This window comes from Flavobacterium sp. YJ01, assembly GCF_029320955.1.
Classification (GTDB): Bacteria; Bacteroidota; Bacteroidia; order Flavobacteriales; family Flavobacteriaceae; genus Flavobacterium.
In genome coordinates this window covers 1,338,698-1,358,735 of the sequence record NZ_CP119757.1, presented here as the reverse complement: position 1 = coordinate 1,358,735, position 20,038 = coordinate 1,338,698, and the positions used below count along the sequence as shown (strand labels likewise).

The window sequence follows — 20,038 nt, the reverse complement described above, 5'->3', positions numbered from 1 at the left end:
TTTGCCTAAATAAATTTTGGAATATAAATAATCAAACCTATTGCTATTGCAGTCATTGCGGCAAAAAATACCGCTCCGGCAGCAATATCTTTGATAAATCCGATTCGTTTGCTGTAATCAGGATGGATAAAATCGGCAATTTTTTCAACTGCCGTATTCAATCCCTCAATGCTTAAAACCAAACCGATGGCAAATGTTTGACATAGCCATTCGGTTTGTGAAATATGAAAATAGAACCCAGCAATGGTCATGATAATTCCCAAAGAGAATTGAACCATTACGCTGTGCTCTGTTTTTATCAATTTTACAGCTCCTTTAAAAGCATATGTAACGCTTTTTAATCGACCTGTAACAAAAGTATTGTCTTTTTGAAACTCCATTTAAAGGAAAATATTATAGTGCCGCTAAAGCTGCTTCGTAATTTGGTTCGTTTGCAATTTCAACAACTTGTTCAGTATGAACGATTTTTCCATTAGCATCAACAACAATGATTGCTCTTGAGTGTAAACCTTTTAATGGTCCGTCAACGATTTCTAAACCGTTTGCTTTACCAAAAGTACCTTCTTGAAAATCAGATAAGTTTACTACATTTTCTAAACCTTCAGCACCACAAAAACGTTTTTGAGCGAAAGGTAAATCTCTAGAAATACATAAAACGGTTGTGTTTTCTAATCCGCTTGCACTTTGGTTGAATTTTCTAACTGATGCAGCACAAGTTCCTGTATCAACACTTGGGAAAATGTTTAAAACTAATTTTTTACCAGCGAAAGTGCTTAATGAAGCAATTGATAAATCGTTTTGAACTAATTTGAAGTCAGCTAATTGTGATCCAACTGCTGGCAATTCGCCTGATGTATGAACTGGATTTCCTCCTAATGTGATAGATGCCATGATTTTTGTTTAAAATTAATGAGGTTCAAAAGTAAGGATTAATATTTGAATCTAAAAGTATTTGTTATGGGTTTAAGGAGAGATTAAGGTTGGTTTTTGGATGGCCTTGAATTCACGAATTTATCTAGTAATCTTAGATTTTAGATTAATTGCACATGTCAGGCTGAGCGAAGTCGAAGCCCGCACAAAGTAAATCGAAAAAGATTGTAAATTTAGATTGAGGAGCAACTTTACGCGGACTTCGACTTCGCTCAGCCTGACAAAGATTGCGTGAAAACTGCCACTGAATACTGAAAACTAAAAAAAAGCGTCCCTAAAATAGAAACGCTTTCCTTGTCATGTTTTTTTATTTTTCTTTGAAAGAGAGGCTCGATTTATTTATCGATAGAACCTAAAACACGTTTCATGAACGTATTTAAAGCTTCTTTTTTATCTGTCCCTTGAGCTACAAGTTTCTGTACTTCTAGCGCACCGTACATATTTGAAATCAATTCTCCGATTACGTCTAATTCTTCATCTTTTAGGGACGGAATTTCAGTCATCGCTTCTAGAACTTCAATCGTTTCAATGATATAATCCTGATCGTTTTCTTCGATGAATTGCGTTAAATGCTTTATTACTGGTAATTTCATGTTGTGGAGTTTATGAATTAAGCAATTGCGTTTACAAGGTCGATTAAAACTTCTTGTTTATTAGTTTGCGTTTCGCCAACTAATTGTCCGTTTACGAAAGTAGCGAAAGTAGGCAAGTTGCTCACATTAGCCAATTTTCTTGATTCAGGAGAATTTTCTGCATCAACCAAAACAAAAGTGATAGCTTCATTTTCTGTTGCTAATTTTTTGAATTTTGGTTTCATAATACGGCAGTTTCCACACCATGATGCTGAATATTGTACTACTACTTTTTCGTTTTTAGCAACTAAATCTGCTAACGTATCTTCGTTTAAGTCGATTAACATAATTTTATTTTTTAGACACTAAGTTGCTAAGGTTCTAAGATGCTAAGTTTGCTCTCGAACCGAATAACTTTGTGTGGATTTATTTGATGTTTTTTTAAGTCGTTGAGATTCTAAGATCTAAGTCTAATCTTAGAATCTCTTGACTTTTATTGTAGATTGTATTTAAGATTCAAAAGTTAAGTTAAAAAACTTAGCAACTTAGAACCTTAGTATCTTAGCAGCTTAGTTAGCGCTTAAGTATTCAGCAGTACTGATTCTGTCAGCAGACATAGCTTCTTTACCAGCTTCCCAGTTTGCAGGACAAACTTCACCTTTAGTTTGGATGTGAGTATAAGCGTCAACCATTCTTAAGTATTCGTTTACGTTACGTCCTAATGGCATATCGTTTACGCTTTCGTGGAAGATTTTTCCAGTTTCGTCAATTAGGTAAGTAGCTCTGTAAGTTACGTTTGAACCTTCGATGATAACTGAATCTGTATCTTCGCTGTAGCTTGTAGATTCGATATCAAGAATACCTAAAATGTTAGCTAAGTTACGGTTTGTATCAGCTAAAATTGGGTAAGTAACTCCTTCGATTCCACCATTGTTTTTTGGAGTATTTAACCAAGCAAAGTGAACTTCGTTTGTATCACAAGAAGCACCAATTACGATAGTATTTCTTTGCTCAAATTCTGGTAATGCAGCTTGAAAGGCGTGTAATTCAGTTGGACATACAAAAGTAAAATCTTTTGGGTACCAAAATAAAAGTACTTTTTTATTGTTGTTTACTGCTTCTTCAAAAATGTTGATTTTTAAATTGTCACCCATTTCTGAGATAGCATCTACTGCAATACTTGGGAATTTTTTTCCTACTAAAGACATAATTTTCGTTTTACGTTAAATATTTATTTCTGGTGCAAAAGTAGGGTATAAGTCCAGGTACTTACAATAAGATGTGATTATTAATATTTATAAGTTAATAAATTTTGACTATATTAAGTTTTAACTTATTGAATTTCAATATTAACTGGAAGAATACCGTTTGAAGAAATTTTTTCTAAAAATTGAATTCCTGCTGTTTTTTGAAATTCTTCGAAATCCTGATACGCCTCAATTAATCCTGATGCCTTTTTTAGATTCGGAATTAACGGTAAAGAATACGGATTTCCGAAAACGTAAATAATGCATTTTTTGGTTTGAAGCAAATCAGAAAGTAAATCTAAAACTTCGTTGTCAATTTCAAAATTGTTCAGCGGTTTTGCCTTTGGAACAAATAATGAAATCAAAATCGTGTCGAAAATTTCTAATTCATTTTTAATTGAAGAAATATCCGAAACTTCTAAATTTTCAAAAGCAAATTCTGGAGAAGACAGTTTTGAATTTAAAGTTTTGAAAAATGTATTTTCAGTGTTTTTATATAAACTTAGTTTGGCTAATTTGTTGTTTTTCTGAGCTTCAAATGCTAACTCTGAACTAGAATTGTCAATAATCGTAGTAATCGCATTTTGTGCAATTTCCAAATTTAATTTTGATGTTTTTTCGAAATTTAATTCTCCAGAAGCAGCAGTGTTTCCAGAAAGAATTCCAGCTTTTTCTTTAGCTTTCATAATTCGATTATAACTTTCGAAAATACGGTCTGGCGAAGCATTTTTATAAATCGCTTCAATTCCTTCAGGAACATTTTCGGCAAAACATAAAACATCATTTCCAGCATTAAAAGCTTCCCATTCTAATTGACCTTTGGTTTCGTACAATTTAGAAACGCTATGCATGTTTAGAGCATCAGAAATTACTAAACCATCATAACCTAATTTATCACGCAAAAGATCTTGAATAACGGCTTTTGATAACGTTGCCGATGTATCTTTTCCATCATTTAAGCTTGGAACGGCCAAATGTCCAATCATAATAGAATCGACATTATTTTCGATTCCTTTAATGAACGGATATAATTCGTTTTCCATCAATTCTTCTAAAGTTTCCTTTAAAACCGGCAATCCTAAATGCGAATCAACATTTGTATTGCCGTGTCCAGGAAAATGCTTCAGACATCCTAAAACGCCAACTTCTGACATTCCTTTTAAATATTCTACAGCAAAATCGGCTACTTTTTCTTTGTTTTCACCAAAAGAGCGATAGCCAATTACGGGATTGTTTGGATTATTGTTAATATCTGCCAAAGGCGATAAATTATATTGAATTCCTGCTGCTTTTAAATCTAAACCAATTTGTTTTCCAACTTCGTAAACTAAATTTGATTTGTTTTCTGGTAAAGCGCCAAGCGTGATTGCATACGGATATTGCGGTGTTTTTTCGATTCGCATTGCCAATCCCCATTCGGCATCAATACTGATTAAAAGTGGAGTAGAAGCAGCTTTTTGATAACGAGTAACTAAAGCTTTAATTTTCTCATAACTATCGTCATTAAAAACTATTTTTTTCTTGCTTTCGTAATTGGTTGCAGCGCTTGCACGACTATGAAAAAAGGTCAGTCCGCCAATATTATAGTCTTTAATAAGGCGTTCCATTTCCTGAATATTTTCTTCTGTATCGTTAATAAATACTGCTGGAAAAAAGAATTGTCCAATTTTTTGTCGTAATGCTTCTGCTGTAATTTTCATTATTATAAAGTCTTTTTCATGCAAACACTATTATCCATTTCTTCATAAGGAGGATAATTTGGAATGATGGTATAATTTAATTTTTGATATAAGTTGATGGCTTCTGGCTGGTTTTTGCCAGTTTCCAGTATAGTATAAGTATAACCGACTTCTTTTGCCCAAATTTCCAATTCGGCTAAAATTTTTGAAGCAATTCCTTTTTTTCTATAATCAGGATGAACGTACATTCTTTTGATTTCGGTTTTGTCGCTTTCTTTTTCGCGAAAAGCGCCACAACCAACGGGGATTTCGTTTTCGTAATAAACGATCGTATGTTTTATTTTATCTGTTTTATTAAACTGATTGTAAAATGTATGATCGTCTCCGTCTCTAATCGCTAAATCCTGATCTAATAAAGCAACTAGATTTATAAAATCGATATCGTCTGAGTTGGTTCGTTTTAGTTTGATCATGATTTATTAGAATCGTTTAATTTTTTTTGAAAATACAAAGAACCATAGTATTTAGTTCTCGGTAAAGGCATTTCAATTCATTCAAATACATCCCGAAACTTTGGGACTATGTGTTGAGAAATGAGTTTCTCTTTTATATTCTTTTTACATAAAAAAAAACTATGTTTCTATGTGTTTAAAAGAACATTTTTATTTCAATTTCGCTTTCTTTTGTTTGGCTAATTGTTTTTGGGTTTCAATGGCTTTTTCTAGTCGGTTTTTGAATCTGAAAAGTTTTGGAAGCCCCTCCAATCGGTCTTCGATTGTGATTTCTTCGTAAACCAAAATAGCCTTTTCTAAAACCCTAATTTCGTTGTCGAGATTGTTTTGGTTCTTGTAGATCGTAGCCAGTCGATCATACGGGTGATTTCCTTTAAAGCTTTCTGCGACATTTTCTTCATACAATTCAATTGCTTTTTCAAGATTTCCATTTTTCTCGAACTCAGCTCCTTTCAGATTTCGTTCGGCCTGCAAATTTTCATTGATTTCCATATGTAAGAGTTTGATTTGGGATTTAAACTTCTTATGATTTTTTCCCAAAATCTTTCGGGAAAACTAAAAAACGTGATAAAATAAGACCTGGAATTGTAGCTATTAAAACCCATACAAAGAAATTTTGATAGCCTAAATATTGTTGTATAAAACCGCTTAACATTCCCGGAAGCATCATTCCTAATGCCATAAATCCAGTTGCAAGTGCATAGTGTGCTGTTTTTGATTCTCCTTCGGCAACATGAATTAAATACATCATAAAACCTGTAAATCCAAAACCGTAGCCAAATTGTTCAAGAATAACCGTTATGCAAGTATAAAGATTTAATGGAGAATTTATTTCGAAAAAATATAAATTTAAATGAAGATGAAATAATTCTTGTGGCTGAAAATGAGCTAAACCAATAAAACCAAGTATTGGAAGGTGCATTGCCAAAAACATTGGAAGCATCCATTTTGTAAGGCCATGTTTAGAGATTGCAATTCCTCCTAAAATTCCTCCAACTGTAAGAGCAAAAATTCCCAATGTTCCGTAAATAATTCCAACAGCTTCTGTATCCAATCCCATTCCGCCTAATTCTCTTTTATCAAGCAAGAACGGACTCAACATTTTCAATAATTGTGATTCTCCTAATCTGAAAACAAGGATAAAAGTTAAAATTAGACCGATTTGCTTTTTCTTGAAGAAACTGGCGAATATAGTTCCGAAGTTTTGATGAGTAGTTTCTTTGTTGCTTTCTACGGCATTAATTTCATTTTTTGGTGTAAAAATGAAATTGTAAATTGTAATGAAAGTCATTAGTAAACCAACACAAATCATCGTATACGACCAAGCTTTTGTGTTGTCTCCGTATTTATGTTCTAAATATCCAGCAAAAAGAACGACCAATCCGTTTCCAGCAAGCATGGAAAGTCTGTAAAAAGTACTTCTGATTCCGATAAAAAAAGATTGTTTATCTTCTGGCAAAACCAATAAATAAAAACCGTCCGTCGCAATATCATTTGAAGCCGAAGCAAAAGCCGCAACCCAAAAAATGGCTAATGACATCATGAAAAATCCATTTGTTGGAATGGCTAATCCGACCAGTAAAAAGGAAATTGAAATTAATAACTGCATCGATAAAAACCATTTTCTCTTGGTTCCTATTAGTTCAATAAGCGGACTCCACAGGGGTTTTACCACCCACGGAAGATATAATAAACTGGTGTAAACTCCGATATCTTCATTTTTTATACCTAGATTTTTGTACATAATTACCGAAACTGAAATAATTATAGCATACGGCAATCCAGATGCAAAGTTTAGAAGCGGAATCCAGAACCAAGGTTTATTATCTATTTTCATTAGGTTGTGCAGGTATATAGTTTTTAAATGGTTTTTTTAGATCTATGGCAGTAGGCGTGCTTTCGTTTGCATAATAATCAATGAAAGTTACAGCGCATGCTTTATAAAGGTTTAATTTTCCGGCTGCAATTGCGAAAGTAATTTTTCCGTCAACTTCTTTGACAGTTACTTTTTCTACAATTTTTGTAGCATCGTTAATGTCAATTTTAGAAATATGTTCACCTCCGTAAACAACCATATAACGAACTTTCGTATTTAGCGGACTTTTAAATGTAAAGTTATATTTAATACTGTCTTTATTGTATTCAACCACTTTTGGAGTATCAATAATTACGTGTCTTAAATTTGGAACTGCAGCAGGAAGCGCAGGATATTTATATTGATTTTCTTCTAAATGACGAACGACATCGAAATTTTTTCCCATGAACCATTTTGAGCTGAAATAAGCACTTCCAGAAACGTTTTTAAAGGTTCTTAGAAAATCGATCTGCGTTGGAATTTCAGTCACAAAATTCCAGCTTTTATCTGAATCGCCTCTAATTTTATAAGAAGCATGACCGATATAAATAGCTGTATTATTTGAATTTTCAGACCACCATTTTACCAATTTCGAATAAGATGCTCTCGAATTATTCATACTCCAATACAATTGAGGCAGAATATAATCAATCCATTTTTGATCCATCCAAAGCATCGGATCTGCGTATAGATCGTCGTAATTTGAAGTCGATTGTGTTTCAGAACCTCTTGGATCTTGAGATTTATTTCGCCAAACTCCAAACGGACTAATTCCGAACTGAACCCAAGGTTTGCTATCTTTAATAGTTGTCGAAATCGTGTGCACAAAATTGCTCACATTTGCACGACGCCAGTCAGCACGGCTTAAACCTGCACCGTATTTTTGGTAAGAAGCGTTGTCGTTAAATACTTTTCCAGGAACGGCATACGGATAGAAATAATCATCAAAATGAATGGCATCGATATCATATTTGTCAACTACTTCTTTTACTACTTTTGTTAAATGTGCCTGAACTTCTGGTAAGGCTGGATCATAATAATATTTTCCACCATATTCAATCATCCATTCTGGATGTTTAAAAAGATCATGTCCAGGACTTAAAAGATTTTTATTCAAATCGAAAGTCGCGCGATATGGATTTAGCCAAGCGTGGAATTCAAATCCGCGATTGTGTGCCTGTTCAATCATCCATTCCAACGCATCGTAATACGGATTTGGAGCCAAACCTTCTTTTCCAGTTAAAAATCGAGACCAAGGCGCAAATTCAGAAGGATAAATCGCGTCACCAACACTTCGAACCTGAACAATTACAGCGTTATAATTCAGTTTTTTATACGCTTCTAAAATTTCAAGATAATCAGCTTTTTCTTTTTCTACATTATCAAAGCTCGTTTTCGGCCAGTCTATATTCACAACGGTGGCAATCCAAACACCTCTAAATTCGTTTTTAGGATGCATTGTTTTTTCCTGTGCAGAAATCGTCGAAACGAAAAATATGAATAATAAAGAGAATATTAGATACTGATTTTTATGCATTTCAATGTTTTTTAACAAAAACCAAAAGTAGTTTTTTTAGATGATTAAAGGAAATTTAAATTTCGCAATAATAATACCATTCTTTCTGAAATACTAAACTTTGAATATCAGTTTTCTTTTATACAAAATCCATAAGATGATCGACCAGAAAAGAGCATAAGCCAGCGCATAAGCTAAAGATGCATTTAATGGATTTTCAAAAACAGGAACAATTCCATATTGGTATATATAGCCTTGAAGACCAATTTCTTCGCCTCCAATTTCTGGATTTTGCATTTTTATAGAACTCATCACTCTCGGAATTATTCCAGAAAAGTAAAAGACAATCATTGGGTTTACACCCCAGATTAAAAACAATTTGGCCCACTTTTTATAATTTGCCACATCAATAACATAATACAGAAACGTCAAGCATAAAGTAGCTATACCACCAGTATACAAAACATAAGAACTTGTCCAAAGTGATTTGTTAATAGGGAAAACAATATTCCAAAGTAATCCAGAGATTAGTAGAACAATTCCTGCGATTGCCAGTTTTTTTACAATTTCGATTTTAGAAACAGATAAATTTAAAATTTGTCCGATAAACATTCCCGTTATTCCAGTTGCAATGGCTGGTAAAGTACTTAAAATTCCTTCTGGATCCCAAGTTTTAGAAACACTCCAAAGGTGTCCGTTTAAAAGTAAATTGTCGAGCCATGCTGCCAAATTAGTGCCTTTTTCAAAGTTGGCTTCTCCAAATCCAGGAACAGGGACAAAAGCCATCAACAAATAATAACCAACTAGAATTGAAACTCCAGTTATGATTTGTGTTTTTAAATTGGTTTTTAAATATAAAAGAGATGTGAAGAAATAAACAATACCAATTCGCTGTAAAACGCCTGGAATTCTGGTATCTTCAAAATGTTCTAAACCGCTGTAAGCTAAAAATAATAAAACCGCTAAGATTCCGAAAACAAGATAGGTTTTGACTTTTAGGCTAAAATTTCCCAAAAGGGCATAAGCGATTCCGAAGAAAATAACGAGTCTTATTGCTAAAAGCGGAAAACCTTCCAAACCAAATAAATGTATTCTGCCGAAAAAAGCTAAAGAAAAGCCTAAACAGAAAATGCGAAGCGATCGAACTAAAATTTTATTAAAAACAGCGCCATCAAGATGTTTAATCGGCATGGCAAAAGGGATTGCTGTTCCCATTATAAAAACGAAAAAAGGAAAAACTAAATCGGTTGGTGTACAACCGTGCCATTCTGCATGTTCTAATGGCGGGTAGATAGAAGACCAGCTTCCGGGATTGTTTACTATTGTCATTAAAAAAATAGTAAATCCTCTAAATACGTCCAATGAGGTTAAACGTTCTTTTGTCATGGTTTTTGGTTATTAATAGTTTATTGTTTGTGGTTTATTGTTTTTTCTTGGTTTTAAAAATTAATCAGGAAATGAAATTTTTCCCATACTTACCGATGGAATTTTTACAGAATTAAATTTAAAATCGCCTCCAGCAACGGTTTCATTGGCAAGAACAGCAAAAAGAATCGCTTCTTTGGCATCGCTGTTTATTCCTAAATCATTGCTTTTGTAGAAAGAACAAGGCAATAATTCTTTTAGCCATTGTACAATTAATGGATTATTGGCTCCTCCGCCAGAAAGATATATTTTGAAATCTTCAATTTTATAAGATGAATTTTTTATAGCAAATTGAATCGCTTCTGCAATAGTTTCAGCAGTAAAGCGTGTTAAAGTTGCCAATAAATTTGGTGCAGAAATATTGGTAAGATTGCTTTTAGAAAGTGCCAATTCTACATATTCTGCATTAAATAATTCTTGTCCGATAGTTTTTGGAAATCCTTTTTTGAAAAATGCATTGTCTTTCAAATTGTTCAATAAAACCTTATTTACAGCTCCTTGTTTGGCTATTTCTGCATCTTTATCGTAGCTTTTGTCTAAGAAATATTTCTTTACAAAAAGATCAATCAAAGTATTTCCTGTTCCTGTGTCGGTTACAAAAGTGTCTTTGGTTTTTATGGCTGAAGGCAGATAAGTAAAATTGGCAATTCCGCCAATATTCAGCATAATTCTGTTTTCGCCTTCTTTTCCAAATAAAAAATAATCGCCATAAACGGCTAACGGAGCGCCTTCACCGCCCGCAGCAACGTGTTTCTGTCTGAAATCAGATAAAGTGATAATTCCTGTTTTAACCGCAATATGATCGCCGTCTCCAATTTGTAAAGTAGCATTTGGAAATTTTTCCTGCTGATGCAAAAACTTTGGCGCATGTAAAACGGTTTGTCCGTGAGACGCAATTAAATCAATGTTTGAAGCCGGAATATTCCATTTTTTTAAAGTTTCATTTATCATTGAAGCATGAAGTAAACCAATCCATTCGTTGAGCAAAGCCAAATGCTGAAAATCAATATTTTTTTGAGCAAAAACTTTACGAATTTCGGTTTTGATTTCTTCCGAATAACTAATCGTTTCAAATTGAGCTAGTTTTACATTCGTATTTACGCCAGATCCTGAAATTTCGCATAAAGCAATATCTAATCCGTCGAGAGAAGTTCCCGACATTAATCCGATTATTTGCTTCGTTTCTTTTTGAGCAATTTTATAAAGTGCTTCAATATTTTTGTTCATGAAAGTTATTTTAAAATGCAGCTAAAGTTAATCAGTTGGGAGCAATTAATTCTAACACATAGAAACATAGATTCAGATTTCTTTAAAAAGGCGTTTCACTTGTCTTAAACAAACATAGTGCTATGTGTTAGAAAATAGTTTTTTTAGTCAGCCCCAGCGGGGCAAAATATTTATAGAAATTCAATAAACGGATCTAAAAAGCTTCAGCGGAGCGGAATATAGTAAAAAAATGTCGCTCCGCTGGAGCTCTTTTACAATCGATAATAAATACAATTTCTATAAATATTTCGCTTCTCCGAAGCTTATCTTTGCTTGTCTGATTCTTTTCAGGCAGCCTTATCGGAAAAATATAATTTATATTGCTTTTATTTTATTATAGATTCATAAATTATCTTCTGAATATCTTCACGAATCTTTTCTTTCGCCAGTTTATTTCCCTCTTCACCAACTTCTGGATACGTTCTATTCGATAAAAAGACATAAACCGTTTCGTTTTCAGGATCAACCCAAGCCATATTTCCAGTAAAACCAGTATGACCAAAACTTGATTTAGAAGCACATTGACAAGTCGGACCATCTTTTCCCAATCTTTTGTCGAAACCTAAACCTCTTTCAACGCCTTGAGCGCAGTAAAAACAGGTGTTAAAAGTGTCAAAAGTAGCTTCAGAAAAATATCGTTCTCCGCCATAACTTCCTTTTTGAAGAAAAAGCTGCATCATTTTGGCAACATCCATAGCGTTCGAAAAAATCCCCGCGTGTCCTGCAACTCCGCCTTCCATTGCCGCTGCCATGTCGTGCACATAACCTTGAATCAATTGATGTCTGAAATAATTGTCGATTTCGGTTGGAGCGATTACATTTTTATCAAATTTCAACAACGGATTATAAGTTGTGTAATTCATTCCCAACGAATTGAAGAAGTTTTCTTGACTTAAATCTTCCAGTTTTTTATGCGTTGCTCTTTCCAAATATTCTTTTAAAATGATAAAAGTAAAATCACTGTATTTGTATTTTTTTTTTAATGAAATAGGAGAGTCGGCAATAAATTTCATAATTGTGTCATGATAATCATTTCTAATGAAAAGACTGTCGGCTACTTTTGTGGTGAAATTTTTCTCTGGAATTTTTCGATAATATTTATCAGAAGGAAAACCTTTGGCATCTAATGTCGATTTGTAAAACGGACTCCAAGCAATTAATCCCGCATAATGATTTAGAAGATCTTTAAACGAAATATCTTTTTTGTTCGATTTAGAAAACATTGGAAGCATTGTTCCCAATTTGGTGTCTAATTCAACTTTGTTTTTATCGTATAATTGCATCACGTTTGGAAGCGTAGAAATCATTTTTGAAATCGAAGCGACGTCGTATAAATCAGTATTCGAAACTTTTACAGTTTTGTCGTATGTCTGATATCCGTATGATTTCTGAAAAACAACGCTTCCTTTTCTTGCCACCAAAACTTGCATTCCTGGAGCCATTTTTCTGTCAATTGCTTTTTGAGCGATAGCATCTATTTTAGAAAGAATTGCAGAATTCATTCCGACATTTTCAGGTGTTTCAAAAGCTAAGCGATCGATTTTTTCGGTATCGATTCCATCATTAACTTTAAAATTATCGTTAATTGAAACGGGTAATTTTCCTTTGGCGCTTTTTGCTCCGAATAATATTTCGGCAGAAACAATCTGAGAAATTGTTGAGTTTTGATATGAAACAACCAATCCTTCAATGTTATCAAAGTTTTGGATAGAAAGCAATGAATAAGGTTTCGTAAAAACATCTAAAATGACTTTATTGTTTTCGGCAATTTTATTCAAGAAAAACAATTCATTTGAAGAAAAATCGTGTTTTTCCCAAGCTTTATTTACTTTGTGATAACTTACAATTACCAAATCAAAATTCTTTAATTGTTTGTTTAAAGAATCAATGTTTGTGTTTGAAACTTCTGTTATTTCAGTATATTTTTTTAAAGTCGAAACAAAAGCGCTGTTTACATCTTCTCCGAGTTTTACGTAAGCAATTTTCTGATTCAGATTTTTGATCGGAAGAATGTCTTTTTTGTTTTTTAAAACGGTAATGGCGTTTTCAAACAAATTGTATTGAAGCGCATCTTTATCTGGACTTGTCAAATCTTTTTGGAGATTTTTTAAATCAACAGGCTTGTATTTGTTTAATCCCGCTTTGAATTTATAACGCAATATTTTTTTAACAGAATGCGCTACACGTTCTTCGGTGATTTGACCATTTGCATAAAATATTTTTAATTTTTCTAAAGCCGCTGGAACATCGTCTGGACAAAGAAAAATATCATTTCCTGCTTGTAAAACAGCCAATTCTAAATCACCAACAGGTTTAAAATTGCTCGCGCCTTTCATGCCTAAACCGTCTGTAAAAATCAGTCCTTCAAAACCCAATTGTTTTTGAAGTAATTCGGTTACCACATTATAAGAAGCAGAAGAAGGGATATTTTCGCCTGGTTCTAAATTCGGAATATTAAGGTGTGCGACCATTACAGAAGCCAAACCTTCGTCAAATAGCTTTTTGTATGGATATAATTCGACTTCATCCATATGTTCTTTACTGTAAGCAACTGTTGGAAGCGCTTTATGCGAATCGACAGCGGTATCTCCGTGTCCAGGAAAATGCTTTCCGGTACACAAAACGCCTTGACTTTGAATACCTTTCATAATTGCCGAAGCACGATTGGCAACATTTGTTTTGCTTTCACCAAATGAACGATTTCCAATAATAGGATTCATCGGATTGGTATTAATGTCTAAAACAGGTGCAAAATTGAAATGAATTCCCATTCTTTTGCATTCGCTTCCCATTTGTCTTCCGACTTTTTCGATTAAATCTAAATCTTGGATTGCGCCCAAAGTCATATTCCAAGGATAAGCGTATGTAGAATCTAAGCGCATACTTAATCCCCATTCGGCGTCAAGTCCGATAAATAAAGGAACTTTTGCTTTGGACTGATATAAGTTGGTTAATTTCGCTTGACGAACAGGTCCGCCTTGAAAGAAAATAATGCCGCCGATATTGTATTTTGAAACCAGTTCTTTTACTTTGTTAACATGTACAGAATCTTTGTTGGAATAAGCATTTGCAAAAAACAATTGTCCCAGTTTTTCATCCAACGTCATTTTACTGTAAATACTGTCTGTCCAGCGTTTTTCTTCGTCACAATCGGCAACAAAAGGCTTTTTTTCTGCTTTGCTTTTTGGGATGTAAACTTCTTTGTTTTCTGTCGAAATAGGTTCGTTTGTATCAACAGCAGTTTTGCTTTTTTTAGAAACACCACAATTGATGATTAAAAAAAGTACGGCTGTAAGCAAACCTATTTTTATAATTGTATTTTTCATGAAATCATTTTTTGAGCATTCAGGTAAAAGTCTGAATTCTTTATTTTGGCTTTTAGAAAGAGATTGTTTCTTCTGTGCGTTTACTGGTTAAATAAATTCCGATGTAAGTAAATAATCCATTAATGATAATTAATTCGTTATCAAAAGTATATCCAAATAATTGTGCTGAGTTTTCGCTTAAGAAATACGTAAATATTGGCGAAATAAGGCAAATAATCGGAATCAGTTTGTCGTTTACTAATCTTGATTTTTGCAATAATCCGAAAGCGTATAAGCCTAATAAAGGTCCATAAGTATAAGATGCAGCTCTGAAAATTAAAGCCACAACAGAAGCATCATTAAAGGAATTCAAAACAATAATTACAAGAAAAAGTAAAATTGAAAATGCGAAATGTACCCAATGTCTTATCGTTACATTTTTAGTATTATCGAGATTTTCAGATTTGTCCATTCCAAGAAAATCAACACAAAATGAAGTTGTTAAAGCTGTTAAAGCTGAATCGGTTGTGGCAAAAGTTGCAGCGATAATTCCCAAAAGAAAAACAAAAGCTGGCACAATTGACAAATGATTTAAAGCAATTTCTGGGAAAAGCAAATCGGTTCTTGGTTTTCCTGTTACTAAATCAAGCGGAATTTCAACATTATTTTTTGCAGCGTAGATGTATAATAATGCACCTAAACTCAAGAAAATAATATTGATTAAAACAAAAATTCCTGTAAATGTGAACATGTTTTTTTGTGCTTCTCCAATGTTTTTACAGCTTAGATTTTTCTGCATTAAATCTTGATCGAGCCCAACCATTGCTATAGTAACAAACATTCCTCCTAAAATTTGCTTTACAAAGTGGTACTTGCTCGTAAAGAAATCATCGAAGAAAAATATTTTTGAATAATTACTTTTCTGAATGGTTGAAACCGACTCAAGAACAGTCAGGTTAAGACTGTCACAAACAAAATAAATGGTTATAAACACGGAACTAACTAAAAAAAACGTCTGTAAAGTATCGGTAATAATAATGGTTTTGAGACCGCTTCTAAAAGTGTACAAAAAAATAAGCGCCAAAGCCAAAAGCACCGTTACGGGAAAAGGTATATGAAAATCATTGAAAACATATCGCTGTAAAACAATAACCACCAAATACAATCTAAAAGCCGAACTAATAGTTCTGCTCACTAAAAATATTGAAGCAGCCGTTTTGTAACTTCTAATTCCCATTCTTTGTTCGATATAACTGTAAATCGAAGTCAGATTCATTCTGTAATAGATTGGAAGCAAGACTTTTGCAATAATGATAAATCCGATTGCGTTTCCTAAAACAAACTGGAAATATTTGAATTGTTCTCCGTTTGGCGAGCCAACTTCTCCAGGAACAGAAATAAAAGTTACTCCAGAAAGAGCAGTTCCGATCATACCAAAGGCAACAAGATACCATTTGGAATTTTTATTTGCTTTGAAAAAAGAATCGTTGTCTTGTCCTTTTTTACTAATTACGTTTGATATAAACAGTAAAAGACCAAAATAAACAAAGATGAAAATGAGAATTGTAGTAGAAGACATTTCGGTTTTGCTTTAAAAATTAGGTTATTTTTTGCTATTATGATCTAACAAAACAGCACGTACGCTTTTATGTTTTTGCAGTAATTCTTCGGCTAAATCATATTCAATTCCCAATTCTTCCATAATCATTTTGATGCCTCGTTTTACCAGTTTTTCGTTAGACAACTGCATGTCTACCATTTTGTTGCCTTTTACTTTTCCAAGTTTAATCATTACAGAAGTCGAAATCATATTCAAAGTCAGTTTTTGAGCTGTTCCCGCTTTCATTCTCGTACTTCCTGTTAAAAACTCTGGACCAACAATTACCTCAATCGGATAATCAGCTTCTTGTGCGATAAGTCCATTGCTGATGCAAGAAATACTTCCTGTTTTAATATTGTGTTCTTTAGCTTTTTTCAAAGCGCCTAAAACATAAGGTGTATTTCCAGAAGCAGCAATTCCGATAATAAAATCTAAACTTGAAATCTCAAATTTAGCTAAATCTTTCCAAGCTTGTTCGGTATCGTCTTCAGCATTTTCTACTGCTTTTCTAATTGCAGTATCTCCTCCAGCAATAATTCCGATAATCATGTCGTGCGGAACACCAAAAGTTGGCGGACATTCAGATGCATCCAAAATCCCGATACGTCCAGAAGTTCCAGCTCCGATATAAAATAATCGTCCGCCCAATTGCATTTTTTTTACGATTGCTTTTACGAGTTTTTCAATTTTAGGAATCTGTCCTTGTATAATTTGCGGAACTTTTTGATCTTCTGTATTAATGTTGGTTAAGAGTTCTTTTACGCTCATTTGGTCTAAATCTTTGTACAAAGATTCTTGTTCGGTTTCAGGGGTTTTATTCTTCATTTTTCTTTTCTTTTTTGGTTTTGAAACAGCGGATTATTTGATATTTATGATTTCGATTTTTTGTATAAGGATTCCCTATTTTATAAAAAATAGTAAGTTTTTGGAAATTTTTAATTCTGAAAAGGCCTTATTTAGTAGAGTAAATACGGTTTTCTCATAATTTGAAAGGCTTGTAAATCTTTTTTCCAGCTTGCGCGAATTTCTTTTTCTGAAACTCCCGATTCTATTTGCTGCTGCAATTTTTTTGTTCCAGCAAGTTTGTTAAAAAAGGCATTGAAAAATTTAGATTTATCGGTGGTATTTTGATAGGCTTTTAAAAGCCATTTTAATTCTAATTGTTTAAGTTTTGGATAAGAAGTTAAATCTTCACCAAAACATTCTTTTCCGTTATAAACCGGATCTTTGGCTCCGAAATTAGGTTTTGGCGTAAAGCTGAAATTGGTTTTGGTTAAAAAAGGAGAACCGTAAATTTGGAATTGTTTCTCGGTTCCGCGTCCCATGCTGACATTTGTTCCTTCAAAAAGGCATAAACTTGCGTACAAATTTATAGATTGGTCGTTTGGCAAATTTGGTGACGGTTTAACCAATAAACTGTATTGCATATTTCGATTGTAATTGGAACAAGGAATAACGGTCAATTTGCATTGTACACCATTTTTAAGCCATTTTTCTCCGTTGATCATTTGAGCATATTCTCCAATTGTCATTCCGTGAAGGAGCGGAATAGGGTGCATGCCGACAAAACTGGTAAATTCTTTTTCTAACAAAGGACCATCAACAATACTTCCGTTTGGGTTTGGTCTGTCTAAGATTATAAGCGGTAAATTGTTTTCGGCGCAAGCCTCCATTACATAATGAAGTGATGAAATATAAGTGTAAAAACGAGCTCCAACATCCTGAAGATCAAAAATCATAATGTCGATTCCGTTTAATTGTTGAGGTTTCGGTTTTTTATTATCTCCATAAAGAGAAATGATTGATAAACCAGTTTTTGGATCTTTTCCGTCAACAACATGCTCGCCTGCATCGGCAGTTCCTCTAAAACCGTGTTCTGGTGCAAAAATGGTTTGAATTGCAATTTTTTTCTTTAATAAAAAGTCAACTAAATGTGTTTTGTTAGATAAAATTCCTGTTTGATTGGTTACAATTCCTATTTTTTTGTCTTTTAAAAGCGGTAAATATTTCTCGTAATTATCTGCTCCAGTTTTAATTGCAGGAGGATTAATTTCTGATGTGCCGAATGTTGTAGCTGTTGAAAACGAATTAGAATGCAAAGACGTTACAAACAGATAAACTGCAATAAAAACACTTTTTGAAATAAATTTTTTCATTTTAATTACAATTAATAGTTAGGCAAAAAATTGACTAATAAAGTTAAGCTATTATTTGATTGGTTGTTGTTTGTGATTGATGATGAGAAATGAATATCTGAAATTTCAGATTGAAGTTTTTTTTGTCTCGCAATGAAAAAGCGATTTTTAAATACTGCCTCTGGTTAGATTAATTCCAGAGGCAGTTTTATTATAAAGTGCAAATAGTCTATTTATGAAAACTGGATTACCAACCTGGATTTTGTTTCAATTCTACACCTTCTGCCGCATATAAATTGATATCATTTGTTGGAATTGCACTCAAATAATTTTTTGGAGATACAAATAATCTTGAAACACCAGCAGCATAAGGAATTACATATCCTTGTGCGTTTACTCTAGTTTTAGTAGTTCCTCCTATCAAAGCAGGTATTCTAGCTCCTAAAACGACATCAGGATTTGAATTGGTATCTAAATAATCTCCTTTTTTCCAACGCATAAGATCTTCTTTTCTCATTGTAGTCCAAGCCATAAACTCGATTCTGCGCTCACGACGAATCTCCCAGATAATTGGATTAACAATTCCCGAAATTTGTTCTAATGCCGTTGTTCTTTGCGGATCGTTTATTTGTACTCCACCAGCAGTTGCATTTGTACCATCTGTAGTCAAAGTAGCTATTCCTGCACGTGTACGAACTTTGTTAAGTGATAAATCAAGATCAACATTGGTAATTGTGCCTAATTCTGCACATGCTTCAGCATAATTTAAATACACTTCGCTTAATGTGAAAACTGGAGCGTCAATTTGATTTTGTCCAATTGTTGAAACGTCTGTACCTGTTGTAGCAGGGTTATTATACAGCTGAAATACATAACCTGTTATAGATGTTAAACCGTTATAAGGTTTGTCAGAATAAGCGTAATCTGCATTGCTGAAAGCTTTAGCAAATCTTGGATCTCTGTTGGCAAAAGTATTGGCAATAGTAGCATCACCTAAAAACTGAGCGTTTCCAGCTTGTTTGATAGGCAATCCATTTGTAGTTACATAACTTTCTGCTGCAAATTTTGTCAATCCGTTTTGAACTGTAGAGGTATTGGTATACGCTTGTACTGAATTTCCTAAAACACCTTTAAGATATCTTTTTGTTAAGATTACTTCAGTATTATTCATTAACTCAACAGAGTTGTAAAGCGCTTTCCAATCTGCATTTAGTTTGAAAGAATTGTTATTCATCACGGCCAAAGCAGCTTCTTTGGCTTTTTGAAGATAAACACTTCCATTTTGTGCCAAATTGTACTTTCTGTAAGTGCCTTCGCCCAAACATACTCGGCTCAATAATGCATAAGCAGTATATTTATTTACAGTTACATTGCTGTCATCAACATTTAGTAACATTGGAATTGCTTCTTCTAAATCTTTAATTACATTGTCTATAACTTCGGCTCTTGATAAAGCTGGTTTATAGACATTAGCATCGCTTTGAGCTAAATATTTATCTGTATATGGCACATCACCAAACTGTTGCGCTAAACGGAAATAAGTATGAGCTCTGAAAAATTTTGCAACACCGATATAGTGATTTTTCTTTGCTTGATCCATTGGTACATTAGGAACTCTTTCTAGCATAAGATTGCAACGGCGAATCAAAGTGTAATATTCGTTCCAGTTTGTATTGGTAGCATTCGGAGCCGTTAGAAAGTTTGTAAAAACGTTCATCGCTAAGTTGTCATCTATTAATCCTGTAGACGAAGCATGAAAGTAGAAATCGGCAGTAGTACCAGCATTATTTCCATACCCGTTAAACGTATTATAGTTCAACCAAGAGAATGTTTTTACGTTATTTTCTGAGGTCCAAAAATTGTCATCTGTAAATACATCCTCAGGAGGTGTATCCAAAAAATCTGAACAGCTAGCAGTTAGACCTGCAAAAGCAAGCAAAACAACTGATAGTTTTATCTTAGAGTTTATGATTAATTTTCTCATTTTACTTAATTT

At 33.5% G+C, this 20,038-nt stretch carries 17 protein-coding genes; all 17 read right to left on the bottom strand.

Annotation, left to right across the window (positions count from 1 at the left end):
• Positions 1 to 5 precede the first annotated feature (5 nt).
• Positions 6 to 380 (bottom strand): diacylglycerol kinase family protein, encoded by a 375-nt coding sequence (locus P0R33_RS06065; RefSeq protein WP_276174668.1) that lies wholly within the window; start codon positions 378 to 380, stop codon positions 6 to 8.
• 13 nt (positions 381 to 393) lie between these two features.
• Entirely contained in the window at positions 394 to 891 is a 498-nt protein-coding gene (tpx, locus tag P0R33_RS06060) for a thiol peroxidase (RefSeq protein WP_276174667.1), read from the bottom strand.
• Between the two features lie 374 nt (positions 892 to 1,265).
• Positions 1,266 to 1,523, bottom strand: a complete 258-nt coding sequence (locus P0R33_RS06055; protein WP_008462029.1) for a hypothetical protein — start codon at positions 1,521 to 1,523, stop codon at positions 1,266 to 1,268.
• Between the two features lie 17 nt (positions 1,524 to 1,540).
• Positions 1,541 to 1,849, bottom strand: a complete 309-nt coding sequence (locus P0R33_RS06050; RefSeq protein WP_007805605.1) for a thioredoxin family protein — start codon at positions 1,847 to 1,849, stop codon at positions 1,541 to 1,543.
• 222 nt (positions 1,850 to 2,071) lie between these two features.
• A complete protein-coding gene (locus P0R33_RS06045; RefSeq protein WP_229352825.1) occupies positions 2,072 to 2,710 on the bottom strand; it encodes a peroxiredoxin in 639 nt (212 codons plus the stop codon).
• A 125-nt stretch (positions 2,711 to 2,835) separates the two neighbouring features.
• Positions 2,836 to 4,449: a glycoside hydrolase family 3 N-terminal domain-containing protein gene (locus tag P0R33_RS06040; protein WP_276174665.1), complete on the bottom strand. Its 1,614-nt coding sequence runs from the start codon at positions 4,447 to 4,449 to the stop codon at positions 2,836 to 2,838.
• Between the two features lie 2 nt (positions 4,450 to 4,451).
• Positions 4,452 to 4,901, bottom strand: coding sequence for a GNAT family N-acetyltransferase (locus tag P0R33_RS06035; protein ID WP_276174664.1), 450 nt, complete (start codon positions 4,899 to 4,901; stop codon positions 4,452 to 4,454).
• A 189-nt stretch (positions 4,902 to 5,090) separates the two neighbouring features.
• Complete coding sequence (locus P0R33_RS06030) at positions 5,091 to 5,432, bottom strand: hypothetical protein (protein WP_276174663.1); 342 nt, start codon at positions 5,430 to 5,432, stop codon at positions 5,091 to 5,093.
• Positions 5,433 to 5,463: 31 nt separating this feature from the next.
• Positions 5,464 to 6,777, bottom strand: coding sequence for an MFS transporter (locus P0R33_RS06025; protein ID WP_276174661.1), 1,314 nt, complete (start codon positions 6,775 to 6,777; stop codon positions 5,464 to 5,466).
• Positions 6,764 to 8,332 carry a family 10 glycosylhydrolase gene (locus P0R33_RS06020; RefSeq protein WP_276174660.1) on the bottom strand — a complete coding sequence of 523 codons (1,569 nt, stop codon included), beginning with the start codon at positions 8,330 to 8,332 and terminating at the stop codon, positions 6,764 to 6,766. Before P0R33_RS06020 ends, P0R33_RS06025 begins: the two co-directional genes overlap by 14 nt.
• A gap of 93 nt (positions 8,333 to 8,425) precedes the next feature.
• The gene (locus tag P0R33_RS06015) at positions 8,426 to 9,697 is read right to left on the bottom strand and encodes a DUF5009 domain-containing protein (RefSeq protein WP_276174659.1); all 1,272 of its coding nucleotides are present in this window, start codon (positions 9,695 to 9,697) and stop codon (positions 8,426 to 8,428) included.
• Positions 9,698 to 9,757: 60 nt separating this feature from the next.
• Entirely contained in the window at positions 9,758 to 10,963 is a 1,206-nt protein-coding gene (locus P0R33_RS06010; protein ID WP_276174658.1) for an anhydro-N-acetylmuramic acid kinase, read from the bottom strand.
• Between the two features lie 365 nt (positions 10,964 to 11,328).
• Positions 11,329 to 14,328: a glycoside hydrolase family 3 N-terminal domain-containing protein gene (locus P0R33_RS06005; RefSeq protein WP_276174657.1), complete on the bottom strand. Its 3,000-nt coding sequence runs from the start codon at positions 14,326 to 14,328 to the stop codon at positions 11,329 to 11,331.
• A 52-nt stretch (positions 14,329 to 14,380) separates the two neighbouring features.
• On the bottom strand, positions 14,381 to 15,886 hold the full coding sequence (locus P0R33_RS06000; RefSeq protein ID WP_276174656.1) for a sodium:solute symporter: 1,506 nt from the start codon (positions 15,884 to 15,886) through the stop codon (positions 14,381 to 14,383).
• Positions 15,887 to 15,910: 24 nt separating this feature from the next.
• Positions 15,911 to 16,732 carry an N-acetylmuramic acid 6-phosphate etherase gene (gene murQ / locus P0R33_RS05995; RefSeq protein WP_276174655.1) on the bottom strand — a complete coding sequence of 274 codons (822 nt, stop codon included), beginning with the start codon at positions 16,730 to 16,732 and terminating at the stop codon, positions 15,911 to 15,913.
• 131 nt (positions 16,733 to 16,863) lie between these two features.
• A complete protein-coding gene (locus tag P0R33_RS05990; protein ID WP_276174654.1) occupies positions 16,864 to 18,063 on the bottom strand; it encodes a DUF1343 domain-containing protein in 1,200 nt (399 codons plus the stop codon).
• A 226-nt stretch (positions 18,064 to 18,289) separates the two neighbouring features.
• A complete protein-coding gene (locus tag P0R33_RS05985; protein ID WP_276174652.1) occupies positions 18,290 to 20,026 on the bottom strand; it encodes a RagB/SusD family nutrient uptake outer membrane protein in 1,737 nt (578 codons plus the stop codon).
• Between the last annotated feature and the right edge of the window lie 12 nt (positions 20,027 to 20,038).